At 61.6% G+C, this 21,822-nt stretch carries 17 protein-coding genes; 7 read left to right on the top strand and 10 right to left on the bottom strand.

Features of this window, described 5'->3' with window-relative positions; translation table 11 throughout:
* Positions 1-7: 7 nt before the first annotated feature.
* Both D3791_RS07085 and D3791_RS16740 read right to left on the bottom strand, forming a co-directional pair.
* Complete coding sequence (locus D3791_RS07085; RefSeq protein ID WP_172511735.1) at positions 8-2,200, bottom strand: tripartite tricarboxylate transporter permease; 2,193 nt, start codon at positions 2,198-2,200, stop codon at positions 8-10.
* An 11-nt stretch (positions 2,201-2,211) separates the two neighbouring features.
* Positions 2,212-4,491 carry a PrpF domain-containing protein gene (locus tag D3791_RS16740; RefSeq protein ID WP_281350626.1) on the bottom strand — a complete coding sequence of 760 codons (2,280 nt, stop codon included), beginning with the start codon at positions 4,489-4,491 and terminating at the stop codon, positions 2,212-2,214.
* A gap of 277 nt (positions 4,492-4,768) precedes the next feature.
* Here D3791_RS16740 and D3791_RS07070 point away from each other — a divergent pair, with 277 nt between their 5' ends.
* The 3 genes from D3791_RS07070 to D3791_RS07060 all read left to right on the top strand — a co-directional run bounded on the left by D3791_RS07070 (position 4,769) and on the right by D3791_RS07060 (position 7,454).
* Entirely contained in the window at positions 4,769-5,674 is a 906-nt protein-coding gene (locus D3791_RS07070; RefSeq protein ID WP_022874737.1) for a LysR family transcriptional regulator, read from the top strand.
* A gap of 272 nt (positions 5,675-5,946) precedes the next feature.
* On the top strand, positions 5,947-6,570 hold the full coding sequence (locus D3791_RS07065; RefSeq protein ID WP_172511734.1) for a cyclodeaminase/cyclohydrolase family protein: 624 nt from the start codon (positions 5,947-5,949) through the stop codon (positions 6,568-6,570).
* The gene (locus D3791_RS07060; RefSeq protein WP_172511733.1) at positions 6,567-7,454 is read left to right on the top strand and encodes a bifunctional 5,10-methylenetetrahydrofolate dehydrogenase/5,10-methenyltetrahydrofolate cyclohydrolase; all 888 of its coding nucleotides are present in this window, start codon (positions 6,567-6,569) and stop codon (positions 7,452-7,454) included. The genes D3791_RS07065 and D3791_RS07060 overlap by 4 nt, the downstream gene beginning before the upstream one ends.
* A gap of 250 nt (positions 7,455-7,704) precedes the next feature.
* Here the strand turns inward: D3791_RS07060 and D3791_RS07055 are convergent, their stop codons facing one another.
* The 4 genes from D3791_RS07055 to glyA form a co-directional block, all read right to left on the bottom strand.
* Positions 7,705-9,129 carry a cryptochrome/photolyase family protein gene (locus D3791_RS07055; protein WP_172511732.1) on the bottom strand — a complete coding sequence of 475 codons (1,425 nt, stop codon included), beginning with the start codon at positions 9,127-9,129 and terminating at the stop codon, positions 7,705-7,707.
* Between the two features lie 157 nt (positions 9,130-9,286).
* Positions 9,287-10,246, bottom strand: coding sequence for a 2-hydroxyacid dehydrogenase (locus tag D3791_RS07050; protein WP_172511731.1), 960 nt, complete (start codon positions 10,244-10,246; stop codon positions 9,287-9,289).
* On the bottom strand, positions 10,246-11,442 hold the full coding sequence (locus D3791_RS07045; RefSeq protein ID WP_172511730.1) for a pyridoxal phosphate-dependent aminotransferase: 1,197 nt from the start codon (positions 11,440-11,442) through the stop codon (positions 10,246-10,248). The genes D3791_RS07050 and D3791_RS07045 overlap by 1 nt, the downstream gene beginning before the upstream one ends.
* A 116-nt stretch (positions 11,443-11,558) precedes the next feature.
* Positions 11,559-12,875 (bottom strand): serine hydroxymethyltransferase, encoded by a 1,317-nt coding sequence (gene glyA, locus D3791_RS07040; RefSeq protein ID WP_425483154.1) that lies wholly within the window; start codon positions 12,873-12,875, stop codon positions 11,559-11,561.
* Positions 12,876-13,367: 492 nt separating this feature from the next.
* On the opposite strand from glyA, the gene D3791_RS07035 reads away from it, so the two are divergent.
* Both D3791_RS07035 and D3791_RS07030 read left to right on the top strand, forming a co-directional pair.
* Positions 13,368-14,063, top strand: coding sequence for a fasciclin domain-containing protein (locus D3791_RS07035; protein ID WP_172511729.1), 696 nt, complete (start codon positions 13,368-13,370; stop codon positions 14,061-14,063).
* Between the two features lie 802 nt (positions 14,064-14,865).
* Positions 14,866-16,098 carry an MFS transporter gene (locus D3791_RS07030; protein ID WP_172511728.1) on the top strand — a complete coding sequence of 411 codons (1,233 nt, stop codon included), beginning with the start codon at positions 14,866-14,868 and terminating at the stop codon, positions 16,096-16,098.
* Positions 16,099-16,349: 251 nt separating this feature from the next.
* Here D3791_RS07030 and D3791_RS07025 read toward each other — a convergent pair whose 3' ends face one another.
* The gene (locus tag D3791_RS07025) at positions 16,350-16,823 is read right to left on the bottom strand and encodes a hypothetical protein (RefSeq protein ID WP_216847366.1); all 474 of its coding nucleotides are present in this window, start codon (positions 16,821-16,823) and stop codon (positions 16,350-16,352) included.
* A 135-nt stretch (positions 16,824-16,958) separates the two neighbouring features.
* Entirely contained in the window at positions 16,959-17,417 is a 459-nt protein-coding gene (locus D3791_RS07020; RefSeq protein WP_172511727.1) for a hypothetical protein, read from the bottom strand.
* Positions 17,418-17,589: 172 nt separating this feature from the next.
* Between D3791_RS07020 and D3791_RS07015 the strand changes: the two genes are divergently transcribed.
* Both D3791_RS07015 and D3791_RS07010 read left to right on the top strand, forming a co-directional pair.
* Entirely contained in the window at positions 17,590-18,150 is a 561-nt protein-coding gene (locus D3791_RS07015; protein ID WP_172511726.1) for a MarR family winged helix-turn-helix transcriptional regulator, read from the top strand.
* Positions 18,151-18,292: 142 nt separating this feature from the next.
* The gene (locus D3791_RS07010) at positions 18,293-18,580 is read left to right on the top strand and encodes a hypothetical protein (RefSeq protein ID WP_022875800.1); all 288 of its coding nucleotides are present in this window, start codon (positions 18,293-18,295) and stop codon (positions 18,578-18,580) included.
* Between the two features lie 87 nt (positions 18,581-18,667).
* Here the strand turns inward: D3791_RS07010 and D3791_RS07005 are convergent, their stop codons facing one another.
* Entirely contained in the window at positions 18,668-18,928 is a 261-nt protein-coding gene (locus D3791_RS07005; protein ID WP_022875799.1) for a GlsB/YeaQ/YmgE family stress response membrane protein, read from the bottom strand.
* A gap of 346 nt (positions 18,929-19,274) precedes the next feature.
* Positions 19,275-21,794: a GcvT family protein gene (locus D3791_RS07000; RefSeq protein WP_172511725.1), complete on the bottom strand. Its 2,520-nt coding sequence runs from the start codon at positions 21,792-21,794 to the stop codon at positions 19,275-19,277.
* Between the last annotated feature and the right edge of the window lie 28 nt (positions 21,795-21,822).

Genomic DNA, 21,822 nt, shown 5'->3' with positions numbered 1-21,822 from the left:
AACTGGATCAGAGCCACGAGGCCAGCAGGCCCTGGGGAAGATCAATCGGTAGCAGGGACGGAAGGGCCAGCATCAATACGAAGAACACGATGGTGTAGATGATGGTGGTCTTGAGCTTGGCACGGGCCACGATCAGCAAGAAGGCCGGAAGGAAAATCGAGATCGCCGCAAGGTATCCGAGCAAGGCAGTCAGGATCAGGAATCCGCCCATCCAGGCAAAGGTGCGCAGGGCAAAGGAAGCATCAGCGGTCCACTTCGGTCCCCACGTGCTGCCGCCCGCGGCCAGGCCGGCTGCCAACAGGCCCCGGATCGGACCATCACTGGACCCCGTCGATGTTCCGCTAGCACCGGCTGCACCCTGATTGGCCATGGCCACGTGCTTGCCCGCCGAATCGGATCCGGCCTGGGCAGCAGTCCCTCCGGCAGGTGCAAGAGCTGGCTGCTCGCTCAGATACGCTGTGGCGTCAACGGAAACGCGGTGTGATGCGGCGACCGCTTGCTTTCGCGTGCGGATCTCGGTCAGCAGCAGGAGCAGGGACATGATTACTCCGACCCAGCCGACCAGCTGCGGAACCAGCTTGGCATCCGGCGAGTAGCTGGAGGAGAGCACCAGAGAACCTGCGAAGACCACCAGCAGGACAGCGGCTGCGCCCAGCGACCACACGGAGTTCTTCAGCGGTGCCTCGGCGTCCGGGGCGCTGTCCGACTTCGGATCGTCATCGGCGCCCAGCTGGCGGCGGGCACGGAACCACTTGAACACATTCCAGAGAATCGGCAGGACCAGGATGGCGATGAATACCATGGTGCCCGGGCGCAGCATCCAGTCGAAGCCTTCGTAGAGGCTGTCGGTCAGGAAGTAGTAGCGTTCCATCGGGATGGCCAGCACGAAGCCGATCAGGAACGGCGCTCGCGGGAAGCCGGTGGACTTCAGCACCCAGCCGGCCACGCCCAGCAAGAGCATGACCCACAGGTCGCCGAGCTGTCCGCCATCCTGGAAGGAGCCGAGCAGCATGATCACCACGAGGCCGGCGGCCAGGATGGAGAACGGGACCTTGGTCAGCGAGGACAGCGGGCGCACGGTCATGAAGCAGAACAGCGCGCCGAGCACCGAAGCGATGGCGAAAGCCCAGATGATCATGTACATCAGATCAAGGTGTTCGTTGATGATGCTCGGTCCTGGTTGGATGCCATAGGTGAGCAGCATGCCCAGAAGCATGGCCGAAGGCACGCCGCCTGGGATGCCGAACAGGAAGGTAGGGATCAAGTCGCCGGCTTCCACCGAGTTGTTGGCGCTTTCCGGTCCGACGATGCCTCGCGGGTCGCCCTTGCCGAACTTGCGCTTGTCCTTGGCGGTGGCCACGGCCTGGCCGTAGGCCAGCCAAGTGCCAGCGGTGGCGCCCACGCCCGGCAGCACGCCGGCCCAGATGCCGATCAAGCCGCCGCGCAGCACCTGCGACCAGTGGCCCAGCCACTCGCGGATGCCCGAACCCCAGCCGCCGGTGACTTCCACCGACTGCTTATCGCCACGGCGCTGGCTGGCCCGAGACGCGATTTCCGCCAGGCCGAAAATGCCCAGCGCCACAGCAACCAGAGACAGCCCGTCGCCGAGGAAGAGCGAACCGAAGGTGAAGCGCTCCTCGGCGGTGGTCGGAGCGGTGCCGATCATGCCCACCAGCAGGCCGGCCAGGCCGGCGGTCAACCCCTTGATCACGTTGCCGCGGGAGAGCACCGCGGCCAGCGCGACACCGAGCACTGTGAGCATGAACAGTTCCGGGCTGGCGAAGGAGAGCACCAGCGGGCGAGCCAGCGGGATGGCCAGGGTTAGGCCAATGGCACCGATGATGCCGCCAGCCATGGAGGAGAGGAAGGCCAGGGACAGGGCGCGTTTGGCTTGGCCCTTGCGCGCCATGGCGTAGCCATCAAGCATGGTGACCGATGCCGAGGCGGAACCCGGGGCGCCGAGCAATACCGCCGAGACGGTATCCGAGGTGTGGACCACGGCCAGGGCGCCGATCAGCAAGGCCAGCGCGGAGGCCGGCTCCATGCCGAAGGTGACAGGCAGCAGGATCGCGACGGCTGCGGTGCCGCCCAAGCCTGGGATCAAGCCCATGACCAATCCTGAAACAACACCGATCAACAGCATGAGCAGCATGCTCGGATCGGCCAGCGAGGCCAATGCGGCCAGTGCGGAATCCAACATTGCGGTGCCTCCTAATCTAGTTCGATGCCGTAGGATTCCTTGAGCAATGTGGTGACATAGCCCTTGGTCTCATCGGTCACGGTGTATGCGTCTTTGACGCGTTGGGAAAGGTTCTCGTCGGCAACGATCGGGTACCCGCCGAGCACCTCGGCGGCCTTGTCGTTGAACTTTTTGTCGCCCGAAAGCTCATGGGCCGAATCGCGCAGCAGGTCCACTGCTTCTTCAGGCGCGTCCTTCGGAGCCCACAAACCCTTCTGATAGGTGTAGGTCAGGCCCAGCAGGGTCTTGTAGGCCTCGAACTTCGGGCCGCTGGGCTCCTTGCCGTGCAGGTCTTTGTACACCTCCGCCACGGTGGGGGTGTCCGGGAAATTCGGGTCCCTCACGACCTTGCCGCTGCCATCAAGCTGGCCGAAGGACATCAGCACCTCGGCCGAGCCTTCCTTGGCGATGGGCTCCACCGCGGACTGGTAGGAGGAGGTGGTCGTGTAGTCGATATCCACCTCGCCGCGCTGCAGGGCCAGGTTCACCGGACCGCGGCCTTCGAAGCCGAAGGTCGCCGAAATATCGGCTTCCAGCAGATCAAAGGCAACCAGCGTGGTCAGATCCAGGCCGGTGGCCGAGATGCCGCCGAAGACCAGCGGCTTCTTGCGATCGATCAGGTCCTTGGGGCTTTGGACCCCGGCCGCCGTGCGCGCGTAGATCACGCCGCCGGTGCCGTTGACCAGTACCGGCTCCAGGTCCTCGAAGGAATACTTCACCACGTTGCGGTCCAGCACCCACGGCACCACGGTGGTCGCGGTGCTCACCAGCAGTTCGGTGCCATCATCGGCGGCCGAGGAAGCGAAGCGGTTGCTGCCGGTGATGCCTTCGCCGCCGGTCTCGTTGATCGGCGCGAATCCGGGTTGCCCGGGAATATCGTGGACCAGTTCCTGGCCGACAAAGCGCGCCCAGGTATCGGTGCCGCCGCCTTCGGCCAGAGGGATCACGACTTCCAGGGTCTCTCCCTCATAGTCGCCGTCGGCGGTGGTCGCTGGCGGGTTCAGCAGTCCGCCGCCGACCAGGGTGGCTCCCAGGCCGAGCACCGCGAAGGCCGCCACGGAGGCGAACACCGTGCGCCGGCTATGCGGCTGCGGATCCGGTTCGAGTTCGTGGCCGTCGCTGGCCGAGCCTTCGGCCAGCGTGATAGTCGGGTCGCCGGAACGGTCGCCAACCGGATCAAAGCTCAAGCTTGCTTCGGCCAGCTCGCGGGCGGTGCGGGTCGTGCCCACGGCCAGCTGTCCGTCGATCTCGCGCTGCCAGGTGGTGATCAGCCCTGCCGGGGTCTGCAGAGCCAACGCTCCGTCCGGGGTGCTGCTCAGCTTCTGGGCCAGCAGGGTTCCGGGGTGATGCGCGGCAATGGTCAGTCCGACGCTTCCGGTGATGGCCAGCGCCGGGTGCGGTGCTCCCATCGAAAGCATCATGACCTTGATGTCGGCCTCGTCTTCAAGCTCGGCGGCAGAAACGATCGCCAGCTTGGGGATCGCGCGTTGCGCTTCGGCCTCGGTGGCGGCCAGGCCCATGGCGACGGCGCCGGCGCGGCGAATGCGGTCGAGCCGCGGCATCTCGGTGAGGGACTCGGTGAGCCAATCGCTGAAATCTACCTTGTCCAGTCCGGCGGACTGGGCGTCGATGATGACTACCGGAGCGCCGGCATCGATCAGTGTCGCGGAGATGTCGCTGCGGGTGCGCGGGTCTTCATCTTCCACACTCAGCGTCGATAGTTCTTGGCCATCCGGGAACAGCGAGCCAGTGGTGGCTCCGGCTGGGTCAAGGAATCCGATGTCCACAGCTTGTCCCGGGAAAGGGACGCCAGGGATGAATACTTCGGCTTCGGAACCGTCGAGGTTCATCCGCTCGACGAGGATCTGACCGGTGTTGGTATTGCGGATGCGGACTGTGAGGATGCCGTCTTCGGGATCCACCCAGCCGTGCTTGAGCGCGTACGGGGCAATCACGGCAGAGCAGTTGCCGCAATTGCTTCCCCAGTCGACAACCGCCTGGTCGATGCCGACCTGTGCGAAGGTGTATTCAACATCTACGCCCGGCTCGTCGCTGGGTTGCAGGATGACGGCTTTGCTCGTCGTTGAGCTTCCACCGCCGACTCCATCAATTTGGCGTGGGTCTGGGGAACCGAAAAGCCGAAGCAGGACCTCATCGGTGGTGAATCCTGGGACGTCAAGTTCGCTTCGCTCGAAGACCCAGCATTTGCTGGTACCCCCGCGCATCCAAGTCGCCTTAACTGTGTGTTTCATTGGGCTGGACCAATCTATGATAACTGCGATTTCCGTCAGATGTGACGGTTGACACATAAGCCTGCTATCGATGATCCGCGAACAGTCACTTTATTAGTAGTTACAAGAAATGCATTGGAATGTAGGAATGCTTCAAATAGGATCATTTAGGCCAGAACTGTTATTGAAAGCAATGTGGAGCGGCTCGAAAGTCCTTGATGCTTCTCAATGTATTCAAGAGAATCCATGAAGTGTAAGCTTCCTGAAATGTAGTGAAGTTTTACTGAAGGGTTTGGCTATGCTTGATATAAAAAGATTGCAGATCTTGCTCGCTGTCGTGGAGGGCGGGTCGGTGACTGCCGCGGCCGATGAGCTTTTCTACACCCCGTCGGGTGTTTCGCAGCAATTGCGCAAGCTGGAAGAAGAAGTCGGCCAGCCGCTCTTGCAGCGCCGCGCCCGAGGCATGGTGCCCACCGATGCCGGGCACGTGCTTGCCGGTCATGCCCGCTCGATCTTGCGGCAGATGGACGCGGCGATTGCCGACCTGGACCAGCTGGCGGGACTGAAAAGCGGCAGCCTGAGCCTGGGCACCTTCCCGACCCTTGGCAGCTCCTTCCTGCCGCTGGTGATCAGCAAATTCCGCAAGCTCTACCCGTCAATCAAGCTGGATGTGCGCAGTACCCGCTTGCAGGAATTGATGGGCCTGCTTTCGCGAGGGGAAATCTCTCTTGGCCTGCTGTGGGAGTACGAGTGGATGCCGCTGGACCGGGCGGACTTCGAGCTCACCACGCTGTTCACCGAGCCCACTGTTCTAGTCGTTGGCGCGGATCATCCGCTGGCCGAATTCGAGGAAGTGGATATGGCTGCCACTGCGAGCGAGCAGTGGATTGTGAGGGCGAATATGCATCCGGTGGCCGAGCTGCTAGAGCGTTCTTGCAACGCCGCGGGTTTCTCGCCGAAGATTTCCTTCCAGGCCAACGACTACCAAGAAGCCCAGGCCATGGTGTCGGTGGGCTTGGGCATCGCGCTGGCCCCGCAGTCGGCGGTCATGAATCCGCACCCTGGGGTCAAGATCCTTTCTTTGGGCCCGGGCGCGGCAGCCAGAAGCGTCGTTCTGGCCCAGCGCCGCGATCGAGTCCGCGCGCCGGCGGAAAATGCCTTCCAGACGCTGCTCGTCGACATGGGTAAGACCTGGATCGAATAGCGCGAGCAGCTAATCCGGGTGTCTCGCTTCCTTGGCTATCGAGCGCGCCTGAAATTACCCGATGCGACGGGCGGGCGCAAAAACCTTGACCCGGCTCAGGTGGTGTTCTAGGCTTCAATATAAACTGATATACCAAGTGGATACTAAGTGGAATGGGTTGGTGAATTTTTCCCGCCTCCCACATGCTGGCAAGCTGAAGCGCTGCTGAAGCTCGCCGACTTCCCTTGGCCTTGGACTGTCTTGTCGCGAATTCTGAGCGAGGAAAAATTCCCATGATCACTACCGAAACCGTCACCAGCTATCTTGAGCGCCTCGCCTCAAGAGCCCCGGCGCCCGGGGGCGGTGCGGCGGCCGCGCTGCACGCCGCGCAGGCTGCGGCACTGGTGTCCATGGTTGCCGAGTTCACCTCCGGCCCACGGTATGCCGAGGTCGAAGAGCAAGCGCAGCTCATCGCGAAAAATGCCAAGCAGCTGATGCGCGAAGCGCTGTTTGCGGCCCAGGAAGATGAGCGGCTTTTCGGCCTGCTCAGTGCAGCCTACGCCCTGTCCAAGGACACCGAAGAGCAGAAGGCCAGCCGCCGCGAAGCCATCCGCCATGCCACCATCGAGGCTGCCGCTCCGCTGGTATCGACCGTTGACCTGGCATCCGCGGTCATCACGCTGGCCCAGGAACTGCTGCCTATTGGCAACCGCTCGGTCTGCAGCGACGTGGCTGCCGCGGCGGAGTCGGCCCGTGCCGCGCTGGGCACCGCTTTGGCCACCTTGGAAATGAACATCGCTGCCATCAAGGACGAAACTGAGCGCGAACGGCTGGGCCAAGCCACCACCAAGGCAAGCGAAATGATCAACCACGCAGAAGAGCTCAGCGTCGCGGTTCGTTCGGCGGTCTCGGCATGACGGCCCGGCGCTTGAGCGGAAAACCGGTGGCTGACGAGATCCGCGCCAAGACCGCCCACATGGTTGAAAACCTGAACCGCGACGGCTTCAAGGCCAAGGTTGCCGTTCTGCTGGCCACGAAGAACGAAGCCACCGCTTGGTATGTGCGCTCCATCGAGCGGGCCGCAGCCCAGCAGGGCGTTGAATGCCAGGTGCTCCAGATGCCTGAAGCTGGCCAGGATCAGCTGGTGGCGGCAATCACGGCCCTGAATGAAGACAAATCCGTGCACGGGATCATTCTCCAGACTCCGTTGCCCGAAGGCGTGGATACCGCGGCCCTGGTGCAGTTGATCGATCCGGCCAAAGACATCGATGGAGCCAATCCATTGAGCCTTGGCCGGCTCAGCGTAGGACAACCCGCCTTTGCCCCCGCCACCGCGCGTTCGGTGGTTGAAATCTTGGAGCATTACCGGATTCCGATCGCTGGCCAGCATGTGGCCGTGGTGGGCCGCTCTGCCGTGGTGGGCAAGCCCTTGGCCCAGCTGCTGCTGCAGCGCGATGCGACAGTGAGCATCTGCCATTCGCGAACTGCCCAGCTGGCCGATTTCACCAGGCCTGCGGCCATCACCGTCATGGCCGTTGGCCGTGCCAATCTGCTTACCTCCCAAGAAGTCGCCGATTCCTCGGTGGTCATCGACGTGGGCACGAACGTGGACGAAGCAGGGCAGCTGGTGGGAGACGTGCACGCGGCGTCGGTCCAGCCGAAGGTGCGCGCGCTCAGCCCGGTGCCCGGGGGCGTGGGCACGGTGACCACAGCGCTGCTCATATGGCATACCGTGCAGGCCGCTGCGAAAGTTTGCGAGTCGATCATGTGGAGAGGAGAGCCCATGACCACATGCCGGTAGCAGTACGCCAGCGTTCAGGTTCGGCTTTGGCGGGCAAACCAGTCCGCCGGGCTGCGAAGGATGCTGGAACGGCCGGTGCCAGGCGCAGCAATGAAAAGATCTGGGCTTTTCCGACGACGTGGTGATATGGGATCTGTTGGTCGGATACTGTCCAAAGAGCCGCCGCAGCATTGATTTGGAGATCAATGCTGCGGCGGCTTGTGCTGTCATGGCGTCGGCTGCTGGCTGGGGCCGCGCAGGCGCCGGATGATCAGCTGCCAGTACCCGGGGAATGCGGGCGCTGACCGGATTTCATGTGGTGATAGGAATCGAGGGCCGCTTGCCGTGATTCCTTCAGATCCACCACCGGCTCAGCCGCCAAGGGGGCATAGCGGGCTACGTAGGCGCCGGACGGATCGAACTTCTTGGCCTGGAGTTGCGGATTGAAGACCCTGAAATAGGGTGCGGCGTCGGCTCCGCTGCCCGCGACCCATTGCCAATTGGCAGTATTGCAGGCCAGATCCGCGTCGACCAGGGTATCCCAGAACCACTGTTCGCCAACTTTCCAGTGCAGCCCCAGGTTCTTGACCAGCAAGCTCGCGGTGACCATGCGCACGCGGTTGTGCATCCACCCCGTCTGCCATAGCTGGGCCATTCCGGCGTCCACCAATCCGAAGCCGGTTCGGCCTCGCTGCCAGCAGCGCGTGTAATGGGCTGCGCGAGGCGAGTCATCGGGCCAAGCCCAGTCGAAGTCGTCGAATTCCGAGCGCAGGTTCTCGGTGGGCAGCTGCGGGTGGTGGTAGTAGAGGTGCCAGCAGAAATCCCGCCAGGCGACTTGGCGGCGCAAGGCCAGCGCGCCTTCAGCTCCATGCCCAGTGCTGCTGGCGAGGGCGCTGAGCTCTTTCCACACTTGATGGGGACTCAGGTGGCCCCAGCGCAGCGCCGGGGAGAGCGCCGAGGTTCCGTCAAGATCCGGGCGGTCATGCCGGTCAGCGTAGTGCTGCGCGATATCGTCGAGCACCTGCTCCAGGCGTTCCTGGGCGGCGGGTTCCCCGGGGGTCCAGGCATCCGCCAGCCCGCCAGACCAATCGGGCGAGCTGGGCAGCAGCTCCCATTTCGCCAGCGCATCGCTGCCGGGCAGTTCAAGTTGTGGCGGTGATTGCGGTTGGGGCGCGGGGCGGGGCTGGCGGATCTCGGTGCTGCGCAGGGCGTTGTGGAACGGGGTGAAGACCTTGTAGCCGGTGCCCGCTTGGGTGAGCAGTTCCCAGGGCTCATGCAGCAGCGCGCCCGCGTGGCTTTGCGCGTGGATTCCCGCTGCGCGCACGTGGTCCTTGATCAAGGTGTCCAGCGCGCGTTCAGCCTGGCCATAGCGCCGGTTCCAGTGTACCGCGGCGACGTTGCCGTGGCCGGTGAATTCCTCGATGATGTGCAGGCTGTTTCCGCGGCGCAGGATTAGCGGGATGCCGAGTTCCTGCAGCGATGCGCGCAGGCTGATCAGTGCATGATGTAGCCACCAGCGGGCCGCCGAGCCCAGGGGCCTGATCCCGGGGGATTGCTCATCGAGGATATAAAGGGCAACAACGGGTCCGGCTTCGCTGGCGGCGAGCAGGGCCGGATGGTCCACGGTCCGCAGATCATCTCGGAATAGCACTAGCTGGTAGCGCTGTGCGGTATCAATGCTGCTGTTGGCCGTCATGACGCCAGCCTAAGTGATGGCCCTCAAGGATGAAGGATGGCAGTCAGGTCTTGCTCAGGAACTTGCGCGGGAGCGCTTGCTTAAACAGCTTGAGGACATCGGCACCGATGTCCTCGAGCTGTTGCGTTCCATGGCGCTGTCCCTGCGGGGACGGCGCCTAGTTCACCGGGGTGACCGGGTCCTCGCCGCGCAGCACGGCCAGCGTGTTCTCGCTGGCCAGCACCGCCATCGCGGTGCGCGTTTCCACGGTCGAGGAGCCCAGGTGCGGCATCAGGGCCACGTTTTCCAGCTCCAGCAGTTCCGGGTGGACCGCTGGTTCCTTCTCGAAGACATCCAGGCCGGCCCCGGCGATGGCGCCTTCGCGCAGCGCTTGCGCCAGTGCGGCCTCGTCCACGATCGGGCCGCGGGCGGTGTTGACCAGGTAGGCTTCCGGCTTCATTGTCGCAAGCTGCTGAGCCCCGATCAGGTGATGGGTGTTTGGGCCGTAGGGGCAGTGCAGCGAGACAACATCGGAGATGGCCAGCAGCTCGTCGAGCTCGACCCGCCGCGCACCGAGCTCGGCGGCGATTGCCGGATCGATTTCGCTGCGCGACTGGTAGACGACCTCCATGCCGAAGGCCTTGGCCCGGCGGGCTGTGGCCTGGCCGATGCCGCCCATGCCCACCACGCCCAGGGTCTTGCCCTGCAGGCTTGAGCCGAGCAGGAAGAACATGCCCCACTTCCATGGGGTTCCGGAGCGGATCAGGCGTTCGCCTTCGCCCAGGCGTCGGGTGGCCATCAGGATCAGGCCGAAGGCGATATCCGCGGTGGCCTCGGTCAGCACACCCGGGGTGTTGGTGGCGCGCACGTTCCGGGCGGTGCAGTCGGCCACGACGATGTTGTCGTAGCCCACCGCCACATTGGAGACGACCTGCAGCTGCGGGCCTGCGGCTTCCAGCAGTTCCGCGTCCACGCGCTCGGTCAGCAGGGTGACCAGCGCGTCGGCGCCAGCCACCTTGCCCAGCAGTTCTTCGCGGGAGATGGACTGCCCGTCGTCCCATGCGTCAACCTCGTGCTCGGCGCGCAGCTTTTCCAGCGCGGCCTCCGGGATCCGGCCGGTGACTACTACCTTCGCCATTACGCCTCGATCCATTCGCGCAGCCGGCCTAGGCCTTCGCGGATGTCCGCGGTTTCAATGCCCGAGTAGGCCAGCCGGATGTATTGGCGTTCCTCGCCGGGCAGGCGGCGGCCGAAGTGCTCGCGGGTGCAGAAGGAGACGCCGGTGTTCTCCAATGCGGCGGTGGCGAATTCCCCGACTTCGGTGAAGCCTTTGCGCTCCATGGCCTCGGTGACATCCGGGAACAGGTAGAAGGTGGACTGCGGCACGGCGACGCTGAATCCCGGGATCGAATTCACGATCTCGCAGGCGACGTCGCGGCGTTCCTTGAGAGTGTCGAGCATTTTCTGGACCGGCTCCTGGGGCCCGGTCAGCGCGGCAATGCCCGCCCACTGCACGTAGTGGGTGGTGCAGGACTCGTCGTTGGTGTTCAGCTTGCTCATGACATTGGCGATCTCAAGCGGCGCGACGGCGCAGCCCAGGCGGGAGCCGGTCATCGCGAACTTCTTGCTGAAGGTGTAGAGGATGACGGTGCGCTCGGCCATCGAAGGCAGCGCTGCGATGGAGTTCGAAGCCCCTTCGTAGCGGGTTTCGAAGTAGGCCTCGTCGGAGAGCACCCAGAGGTCATGCTCGATGGCCAGCTGGGCCACGGCTTCGCGTTCGGCGGCCGTGGATTCGGCGGAAATCGGGTTTTGCAGGTCGTTGTAGATGATCGCCGTGGTGTTCTCGGTGATCGAAGCGCGCACCTGCTCCAGGTCAATGGCGAAGCCCGACTCGGTGGGCACGTAGTTATACGGCACCGCAGTGCCACCGAGGTACTCGATTTGGGATTCGTAGATCGGGAAGCCCGGGTTCGGGTACAGCACTTCTTGGCCCGGATCCATGACCGCCTGCAGGAACTTGGTGATCACCGGCTTGCCGCCGGTCATGACCACCACGTTGTCGGCGGTGAATTCCATGCCGCGCCGGGAGCCGATGTCATGGGCCAGGGCCTCGCGCAGCTGCGGGATACCGGGGCCCGGGCAGTAGCCGGTGTAGCCCTCGGAAATGGCCTGGTTCATGGCGTCGACAATGTGCGGCGCGGTGGGGATGTTGATGTCGCCCAGGTGGAACGGGTAGACGCGGTTGCCCTTGGCCTTCCATGCCGCGGCGGCCTGCGCCACGCTGAATGCCGTTTCGGTGCCTAGCCGTTCGAGGCGTTGTGCCAGTTGTTGCATAGTGGAGATCTTTCGTTGGTGGTCAGTTGGCGCAGGGCTGCTGCGCGGATTCCATAGCCGAGGACGCGGTCGGTGCTGAGTTCAGCCTTCCGGGCCCTCATCTTCACAAGATGGTGCTACTCGGAAACCTTGGCCAGGTCCGGGTACAGCGGATGGGCTTCGGCCAGCTTCAGGACCCGGTCCTTCAGCTCTGGCAAGACCGAGGTATTGCCATCAGCGCCAGCGATCAGGGTCTGGGCGATGATCTCGGCAACTTCAGCGAAAGCTGCCTCCGAGAAGCCACGGGTTGCCAGCGCCGGGGTACCGATGCGCAGACCCGAGGTGGTCATTGGCGGGCGTGGATCGAATGGCACCGCGTTGCGGTTAACCGTGATCTCCACCTGTGCCAGGAGATCTTCGGCTTGCTGGCCGTCGAGCTCCGAGTTGCGAAGGTCAACCAGGACCAGGTGCACATCGGTGCCACCGGTCAGCACGCTGATGCCCTTGGCTGCCACGTCGTCCTGGGTCAGGCGCTCGGCAAGGATCTTGGCACCAGCCAAGGTGCGCTGCTGGCGCTCCTTGAACTCTTCGGACGCAGCGATCTTGAAGGCTACAGCCTTGCCGGCGATCACGTGCTCCAGCGGGCCGCCCTGCTGGCCTGGGAAGACTGCGGAGTTCAGCTTCTTGGCGATTTCAGCGTCGTTGGACAGGATGATGCCGCCACGAGGACCGGCGAGGGTCTTGTGGGTGGTCGAGGTGACCACGTGGGCATGCGGCACAGGAGACGGGTGCAGGCCTGCTGCGACCAGGCCAGCGAAGTGTGCCATATCCACGAACAAGTAGGCGCCGACCTTGTCAGCGATTTCGCGGAAGCGCTGGAAGTCCAGCTGGCGTGGGTACGCCGACCAGCCGGCAACGATCATCTTTGGCTGGTGCTCGATGGCAAGGCGCTCGACCTCGTCCATGTCCACCACGTTGGTCTCTTCGTTCACGCCGTAAGGAACGATGTTGAACAGGCGGCCGGAGAAGTTGATCTTCATGCCGTGGGTCAGGTGTCCACCGTGAGCCAGGTTCAGGCCCAGTACGGTGTCGCCCGGACGGACCAGTGCGTGGTAGACCGAGGCGTTGGCCTGGGCGCCGGAGTGCGGCTGGACGTTGGCGAAGTTCGCGCCGAACAGTTCCTTGATGCGCTCGATAGCCAGGGTCTCGATGACGTCGACTTCTTCGCAGCCACCGTAGTAGCGGCGGCCCGGGTAGCCTTCGGCGTACTTGTTGGTCAGCACCGAACCTTGGGCCTGCATGACGGCCTGGGCGGTGTGGTTCTCCGAGGCGATCATTTCCAGGCCGCGCTGCTGGCGGGCCAGCTCTGCGTCGATGCGCTGTGCTACCTCCGGGTCCAGTGTGGCGAGGTCTGCGGTCAATGAGCTGATGGGCAGGTCCTGGGTACTGGTCAACGAATTCTCCCTAATGTACGAATTGAAGACAACTGATATATCAATAGTTTATGAAAAGGCTATGAGTCGAATCCTGATGAGTCAATAGTCTTGGAAACATTCATTCCAAGGCCACAGCTGGAAGCGGGCAACGGCGGAAGGATCAGGGCCTTTTATACACATGCGCGCAGGAAGGTTCATGGCGAAATGCGCTTGCCGAGGTTGAAGTGGAAATCATGCCCCACTGGTAGCCAGGGGCGGTTGTTCAGGGTTCCGGCAATGCTCGCGCACGCCCTGGCGGGCATGTCTGCATCTCCTTCGGGATTTCCATGCCTTGTACGCGGTTCGACATGGTGCGCTGTTGCCTGTCATCTCAAGTTCCGGACACGAGGGAAAAAACCTTTAAATAATCCAATCCGGATTCTCCATGGCCCCGAATGCCCTGTGACAGCCCAATCCAAGAGGCTTGGGAAACCGACTGGCCCAATGGGGTCGCCAGGTAAGGAGTTCGACATGAAAACCATGCAGCGCAAGACGGTAGGACTGCTCTCGATTGCCGCGGTAGCCGCGTTCGGATTGAGCGCCTGCTCGATGGACAACAGCGCCGAGTCCACTCCCAGCAGCGAAAGTTCGGCATCAAGCATGGCTCCTAGCAGCCCGGAGGCATCTGAGGATTCCGGAATGGCCAGCGAATCGGCCATGGATCCAGCCGCCAAGCTCGTTGGTTCAGGATGTGCAGCGTACGCAGAAGCCGTGCCCGAAGGTGACGGTTCCGTTGCTGGCATGGCCCAGGATCCGGTAGCAGTGGCAGCGTCCAACAACCCGTTGCTGACCACCCTGACCAAGGCGGTATCGGGAAAGCTGAATAAGGACGTGGACCTGGTAGACACGCTCAACGGCGATGAGTTCACCGTCTTCGCACCGGTGGATGACGCATTCAAGGCTATTCCAGAAAAAGACCTGAACGCTGTCGTGTCGGATGCCGACATGCTGACCAAGGTACTGACCTACCACGTGGTCCCAGGCCAGATAACCCCCGATGAGTTGAAGGGTGATCTGGAAACCGTTGAAGGCGACAAGGTCAAGATCAGCGGCAGCGGCGATGACCTGATGGTCAACGATGCCAAGGTCATTTGCGGTGGCGTGCAGACTGCCAATGCCACCGTCTACCTCGTTGACTCGGTGCTGATGCCACCGGCAAAGAACTAGCATTACGGCTTAAAGCCGAAGAAGCCAGGGAACGGGCGATTCGTAATTTGGGGGAGGCCCGTTTCCTGGCTTTTTGCCTGCCTCTGGCTGGATCGTACTTACCTTGGCTGCTCGCTTGCAGTGGCCTGCCTATTGGTATGAAATCCCAGATCGGTTGGTCCGCTGGCGCTGACCTGTTCCGTATTCGCCGATCGGCTGGCGAGGGAGCCGGGCACTACGATAGGGATATTAGAAGACAAGCCCATGCAATGTTTCGTGAAAACCGTCAACAGCCGTGGCTGCTCTTTACAATGCAGCGACGATCCTCTAGGTGAAACGTCGCTACTGAACTGGACTCGTTATCGGGCGTAGTTCACTTAAAGAGTTGGCTTCCTGCGTAAGCCATCCAAGTCGATAGGATACGTTATGAAAAGTAACGCTTTTTGCAATCGGGACTGCCGCAGATCGACCCTCAAGGCTGGTCATTAAAGGTCTAAGGAATGTCCAAGAAAGCATTCCCACTCACATTCAGCGATCTCTTGGACGTGGAACTTGTGGAGCGCACCTTACCTTGATTTGAGTTTTTAGCCTCGTAAGTAGCGATCTCGTCGATAACGTGAAACGACTTGGCTACTCGCTACGAGAACTACTTGTCCAAACCAAACCATTACCGGCTACTGACATGTAATAATCTCCGAGAATTTGCAAATATTTATTAACCGAGCATTTGGAAAGATTCTATCAACAAATAGTAATTAGAGCACAAGGTATTTCTTGGTTAACTTTTTTGTAAATACTCAAAAACTGAAAGTTGGAGAATGCATTGAAGTCCTTGGAAAACACTCGTGGAGTAGCGCTTGCGGCCTTCACGGATTCTTTTGGTTCAGGGCTTGTGTCTGCCTTATCAGTGCTTTATTTTGCACTTCTTACGAATCTTCCCCTAGCGGAGATTGGATTAGCGACCGCCACTGGTGCTCTGATCGCACTCCCACTTGGTGTCATGGGAGGGTGGATCTGTGACCGCTTTAGTTCAAAATTTGGCATGGTGATGAACAACGTGCTTGCAGCGGCAGGATTCTGTATTTACTTGATAGCTGACAATTTTGCCTTAGTGCTGTCAGCCGTTTTGTTGGTGAGCATCGGAGACAGGATCTATTGGGCAGCTTGGACGTCTTATATTCATGATCTGTCGGCCGGAAGGCCATATGAGAAGATATTCGCCAGATTGGAGTCTATCAAGATGGCCGCAATGGGATCAGGTGCAGGACTAGCCGCCATCGTTCTTGCAATCAGCGCAGCTACAGGAGCGCGCTGGCTAATCATCATTAACGTACTGTTGACTGTCGCGGCTGCGGTGATTTACGCACTAGCGCCATCCCCAGTGAAGGAGCTGGATCTCAATAAAACCGCTGATCCACAGAGCGCGAAGCCTAACGTTAAGGCTCTGTTTACTCAGCCAGGTTTCTGGGGATTGATGTTTGGGCAATTTTTCCTCGCACCCATCATGGTCCTTCCTACGGCTGTACTTTCTGTCCACTTCGTAGTGACGTGGGACATGAATCCAGCTGTTGCTGCAGTACTATTTGGCATAAATGCAGGGTTGGTTGCTTTGGCACAGCCATGGCTGACTCATAAGATCCGCTATATACGGCGAGCAGTTCTAATTTCTTGGTCATCCTTCCTCCTGGCTGTAATGCTGATACTCGTGGCCATCATGCCTCCATTGAGCGGCATCGCAGCATGGCTTTTCGTCATCTATGTCGGCGTGATACTCGCTGTGGCGGACATGCTTTACATGCCGGCAACTAATGCTCTAATGGCGGAAATGCCACCTCGGAACATTCGCGGCGTATCGATATCTATTTTCCAGACGTCGATGGCAGTTGGTATCGCTCTATATCCGGCACTACTCGGTCTTTTGGAAACAAACGCACTGCTACTTTGGGCAATTACTTGTGCATCAATTCTCCTTGGCGCCTTAGCATACTGGACTGCCACTTTGAAGGCCCCTCAGCATCTTCGGGTTTCAGAAACCAGAGAAAATATCGCATTGTAGCGACGCGAAGCCCAATCTAGACTTTTCCGCCCAAGTTCCGCGATCCGGTGCCAGGTGCCTGCCGCAAGAAACCCGTGTTTCGTGGTGCTTTGCTCTTTTGAGTGCTGGCTGCTGCTTGGCCTGGGACCACTCGCGCCACCCGCCAGTGGGCCCGCTTGTCAATCGTTCTGCAGAGAATCATGGTTGGGCAGATCCTGTCTCTGCCGGATCTGGAGCTGTCCAACGACGGCTATCTGGAAAAGGCTGATTGGCTATTCTGCGCCAGTGGATGCCAGGGCTTGCCGCGGGTCTGGCAACTGGTAGCGCTTGCCCGCGAAGCCCGGCGCCTGCATGGCATGGCAAGAAGGGACAACGTGGGCTACGGCAGTGTTTTGCCAGAACTTCACGCGGAACTCGGCAATCGTCACCGAGCTGAGACGGTCGAAGAATTCTCCGATGGTGACCGTGGCAGGGGAGGGGGCAACGACGCGCAGCGCCGATTGCGGGGTGGTGATGTGGAGCATGCGCAGCTCGTCGCTGCGGGGATCGAGCATGGCGACCAGTACTGCTTGTCCGTGGATGGAGACCATCGCCATCACGTCATTAAGCGGTTCGCTGGAGCGGGCCATCACGATGGGCATTCCCGGTGCCCAGCCGTATGAAGCCAAATGGGACTTGCCTTCACGGGTGGCGAGAAAATCGGCGACCCTCACGGCGGTCTGGGTTCTAGCAATTCGGCCTGGCATTGTAGATACTTCCCCTTCTTGCATTCCTCAGTGAATATGGTTCATCCCAGGGCCTTGTTGCGATGCATCTGAGCATCATCGACCGGCCCGGTTTTCGTGGACCATCGAGTGATCCACAGTGGCCATGGTGCTGCACTAGGCCATGCTCAAATCTGCGTGTGTCCCTCCTGTCTCTGGCCGGAAGCCTTCGGTGGCGGTCAGAGCCGGGGTTGCGAAGGGATCGTCCAACCAGCCGGCGCAGTGCCCGGAACCGTGCAGGCGTTCTGGCTGCGGCAAAAGATTCTCCCGGCCGGCCACGGCGAACTGCAGGTTGCGCACTTCGAACTGGATACCCAGTGACTGCTCCATCTGCGGCAACAGGTGGTCATTGACGTACTGCATCAGCGCCGTGACGTGTTCTTCGCTCTTTGCTGTGCAGGCCAGGTTGACGACCAGCTTTTCCGGGGTTCCCTGGATAGTGCAGAACGCCGAATGAACGGTGCTCTGGAGTTCGCATTGCTGTGTCCCGAAGAATGCTATATCCCGCATCCTCGCCGCCCACGCGTTGTTGCCTGCGTTTTTCTTATCTGCGGAAACTGCTAACTGCTCTTTCATCTTGTGCTCCGGCACTGGTCAGTTTTTCGTAGTAGAATATATGTAGACTGGCTAACTATTAGATAGGCTACATTATTTTTTTCAGAAAAGGCAAGCCGGGATTTCGAAGTGAGGAGCGCGAGACCCTCAGATTCCTCGGGCGTTGTGCTCGTATCCGACGAAAGGAGTTCTCATGAGCGGCTATGAGGCGAGTGGATATTGGTATGGTGACGACCAGTCGGCTCCGGAGGCCGTCGACTTGCTGAACCTCATGCGACGCTATCGCGATGCAGAGCGGACCATGCGCGCCAATACCCGCGGATCTATGGGGATGAACGAGACCGACATGACTGCTTTGCGCTTCTTGCTGGGAGCGCACCGAAAGGGCGAAGTGCCGCGTCAGCGTGATTTCGCCGAGAAACTCGGCATATCCAATGCCTCAGTCTCAGCCCTGATCGACAGGCTCTGCCGCGACGGGTACGCGCAACGGGTCATGCATCCGGCAGACCGCAGATCGGTGGGCATTATCCCAACCCAGTACAGCGATACCGAGGTCCGCGGAACTTTGCAGCAGATGCATGAGCGGATGATGTCTGCGGTTGATGGGCTCGACGCAGAAGAGCGAAAGGCAGCAGCAAAATTCCTGCATGCCCTCATAGCCAGCGTGGAATGGAATGACGTTGATCTGGGTCATGCGGCGCAGCGCGATCAAGAGCTTCGCGATGTCCCCGGGAGCAACCTAGCATCTTCCTAGGGCCGGACAGCGGCCGCGGCCCCCTGGCCAAGGTTCCCTGGCCGATTCTGGAGAAAACCTTGAAGCGGATGCTCAAGCTGTGCTGGATGCGTAGGTTGAAGCCCAGCAGAAATAGGTGACTACATGAGAGAGGGTGATGTCAATGCCACGCAGGCGCATTGAAGTCAGTGTCAGCCATGACGAGTTCGAAGACCTCAACAACGCGCTCGAAGACCACCGCAATGGATTCACGGATATGGCCGAGGAAGCGTCCAACGGACTTGGCCTGGAACCCGAGTACTGGGCGGGCCGAGCCAATGAAGTCCAAAGCCTGCTCGAAAAAGTCAACGAGCACAGCCGTGAGGAACCAGCGGCAGCCGAGGACTCGAGTCGGCCCCCGGGATCCGGGCCGCGGCCGGGCCGCGAGACGCAGTCGGACCCGCATGACTAGGCCGTGCGGTGGACCGAAGAATTCTGGATCAGCATTGACCGCGGGCGCGCCCTTCAAAGGGCGCGCCCGCGGTCAATGTCGTGATAGCTAGGCGCGCTTGCGGGTCAGCAAGCCCCAGATGACCAGGACAACGAGCGAGCCGCCAATAGCCAGCAGCCAGGTCGAGAGCGACCAGAACTGGTTGATTCCCACGTTGAAGATCGCGGAGCCGATCCATCCGCCAACGAGCGCGCCGACAATGCCCAAGAGCAGCGTCGCGATCCATCCGCCGCCCTGCTGCCCGGGCTTGATGGCCTTGGCAATAGCTCCGGCGATCAGTCCCAAAACGATCCATCCTAGAATGCCCATGGAGATTTCTCCTCTGCTCGGTTTCACGGTGCTCCGGTGGTGCCGGCTGGCACCGCCTTCCAGATAAGCAAGGTACTAGAAGCCGCTGGAGCATCGATGCCAAGCTGGGTGCTTCCTGAGAACCCGGCGCTGGTGATGCCCGGAAAATCGCCTTGGCAATTAGCACATCCAAGAGCAGTGGTGCAACGCATCTTGTAGGATCGGGCGGGCGTGGTAAGCGATCCTGATCGTTTCGGCCCGGCAAGCAGTGATCCAGGCAGCGCAAAGGCCGGGTGGCTGTTCAGTTCAGGGTGAACAGCCGCCCGGCCTTTTCGCAGCTAGCCGCTAGCTAGCCGCTAGCTAGCCGCTAGCTGGCCGTGCTGGCCAGCGACAATCCGCGCAGGCGGTCCATCTGCGGGTCGTACAGCGGATCGTCAACCACGGTGGCGGCGATCGGCTGGCCGAAGTACTCGATTTCCACCGAATCGCCAGTCTCTACCGAGACAGGCAGCCATGCGTAGGCGATCGGCTTGCGCACCGTGTAGCCGTAGGCGGCACTGGTGACATAGCCCGAAGCCTTGCCGTCCACGTATACCGGCTCCTTGCCCATGACCACCGAAACACCGTCATCAACGGTCAAGCAGCGCAGGCGCTTGGTGGCGGCTGCGGCGCGTTCGGCCAGGGCCGACTTGCCCACGAAGTCCACGGTCTTAGCAGCCTTGACCGCGAAGCCCAGGCCGGCCTGTTCCGGTTCGTGCTCGCTGGTCATATCGGTGCCGAAGGAGCGGAATCCCTTCTCCAGTCGCATGGAGTTGAAGGCCTCGCGGCCACCGGCGATGATGCCCTGCTCCTGGCCGGCCTCGAAGAGCACGTCCCAGAGCTTGGCGCTGACATCCGCCGATGCGTAGAGCTCCCAACCGAATTCGCCCACATAGGACAGGCGCATGGCAGTCACCGGAATGCCGCCGATCGAGATCTGCTTGGTGCGGAAGTATTTCAGGCCCTCGTTGCTCATGTCATCGTCAGTGACCTTGGCCATCACTTCTGGAGCCAGCGGGCCCCACAAGCCGATGCAGGAGGTGCCAGCGGTGATGTCGCGGACGGCGACCCACTTGCCGGGGTTGGCGGCGTTGAACTTCTTGGCCTCGCGGTTCAGGTAGGCGACATCAACATTCGAGTTGATGCCGGCCTGGTAGACCTCGTCGGAGAGCCGGGCCACGGTGATATCGCTGGTGATGCCGCCGGCGGCATCGAGCAGCAGGGTGTAGCTGACCATGCCCGGGGCGCGCAGCATGTTCGCGGTGGTCAAGCCCTGGAGCATTTCTCCGGCTCCCGGTCCGGTGACTTCGACGCGCTTGAGCGGGGTCATGTCGAACATGGCCACCGCGGTGCGGGTCTTCCAAGCTTCCACTGCCGCGATCGGCGAGTGGAACTTGTTCGACCAGCTATCGCGTTCCGGTGCGGCCCATTCGGCCGGCAGCTGGTCCAGCAGCGCGGCGTTGGCTTCGTACCAGTGCGGGCGTTCCCAGCCGGTGCCTTCGAGGAAGAACGCGCCGAGCTGCTGCTGGCGGGAGTAGAACGGGGAGGTGCGCACGGCGCGCGGCTTGGTGCGCGGTTCCAGCGGGTGGCGGACGTCGTAGATTTCCACGAAGTTCTGCTGCGAGGTCTCGCTGACGTACTCCTTGGTTCTCTGCACGTCCTCGAAGCGGTTCAGATCGCAGTCGGACAGATCGGTCTTGGAAGTGCCGGTGAGGATCAGTTCGGCCACGGCCTTGGCAATGCCCGGCGCGTGGGTGACCCAGACGGCCTCGGCGGCGTAGAAGCCGTCCACTTCCTTGGACTGGCCGACCAGTGAGCCGCCGTCCGGGGTGAAGGAGAAGATGCCGTTGAAGCCGCGCTGGATCTGGGTGTTGCGCAGATCCGGGAGCAGCTCCTGGGTGGCTTCCCATTCGGCGGCGAAGTCCTCGGGGGTGAAGTCCAGCGAGGACGGCATGCGTTCGTGGGTGATCTCTTCCGGGCGGTAGGTCTTGAGGGTGTCCAGGTTCACCGGCATCGGGCGGTGCGCGTAGGAGCCGATGCCGATGCGGTCACCCCATTCGCGGTAGTAGAGGTCGCGGTCCTGGTAGCGCAGAATCGGGCGGCTGGCGCCGTTGGGCAGCTCGTTCACACCGGCGAGCGTTGGAGCCGGGGTGGTCCAGACGAACTGGTGGCCCAGTGGCAGCAGCGGGATGGAAGTGCCGACCATTTCGCCGATCTTCGGGCCCCAGAAGCCGGCGCAGGAAACCACGATATCGGCTTCGAAGCGCTCTTCGCCGCAGATCACCGCGGTGACCTTACCACCGGATTGCTCGATGTCGGTGACGATGGTGCGGTCGCGGAATTCCACGCCCGCGGCCTTGGCGCGTTCCATGACCAGCGCGGTGCCCTTGGCGGCCAAGGCCAGGCCGTCGCCCGGGGTGTACAGGCCGCCCAAGACCTTGCCTTCGGCGAGCATCGGGAACTTCTTGAGGCACGCCTCGGCATCGATGACCTCGGCCTCGACCCCGTAGGAGCGGTTCCAGCCGGCACGGCGGTGCAGGTCGGCCAGGCGGTCCTCGGTGGTGGCGATTTCCAGTCCGCCCACCGGCAGGAAGGAGCTGGTGCCGTCGGCACCGATCAGGGAGCTGAGCTTCTTGATGGTGTACTGGGCGAACTCCGTCATCGACTTCGAGGAGTTGGAGGAGTACACCAGGCCCGGAGCATGCGAGGTGGATCCGCCGGGAATGTTCAGTGGCCCTTGCTCGATGACCAGGGTATTGGTGTGGCCCAGCAGGGCCAGTTCGTCGGCCAAGTTGGCGCCGACGATGCCGGCACCAATGATGATGACCCGAGGGGAAGCGGGGGACATGGTGACTCCTTTTAATACTGGGTGGCTA

This window comes from Glutamicibacter mishrai (assembly GCF_012221945.1).
GTDB classification, from domain to species: domain Bacteria; phylum Actinomycetota; class Actinomycetes; order Actinomycetales; family Micrococcaceae; genus Glutamicibacter; species Glutamicibacter mishrai.
Note: the sequence above shows the minus strand (reverse complement) of the source record. Positions and strands in the feature narration are given on the sequence as shown.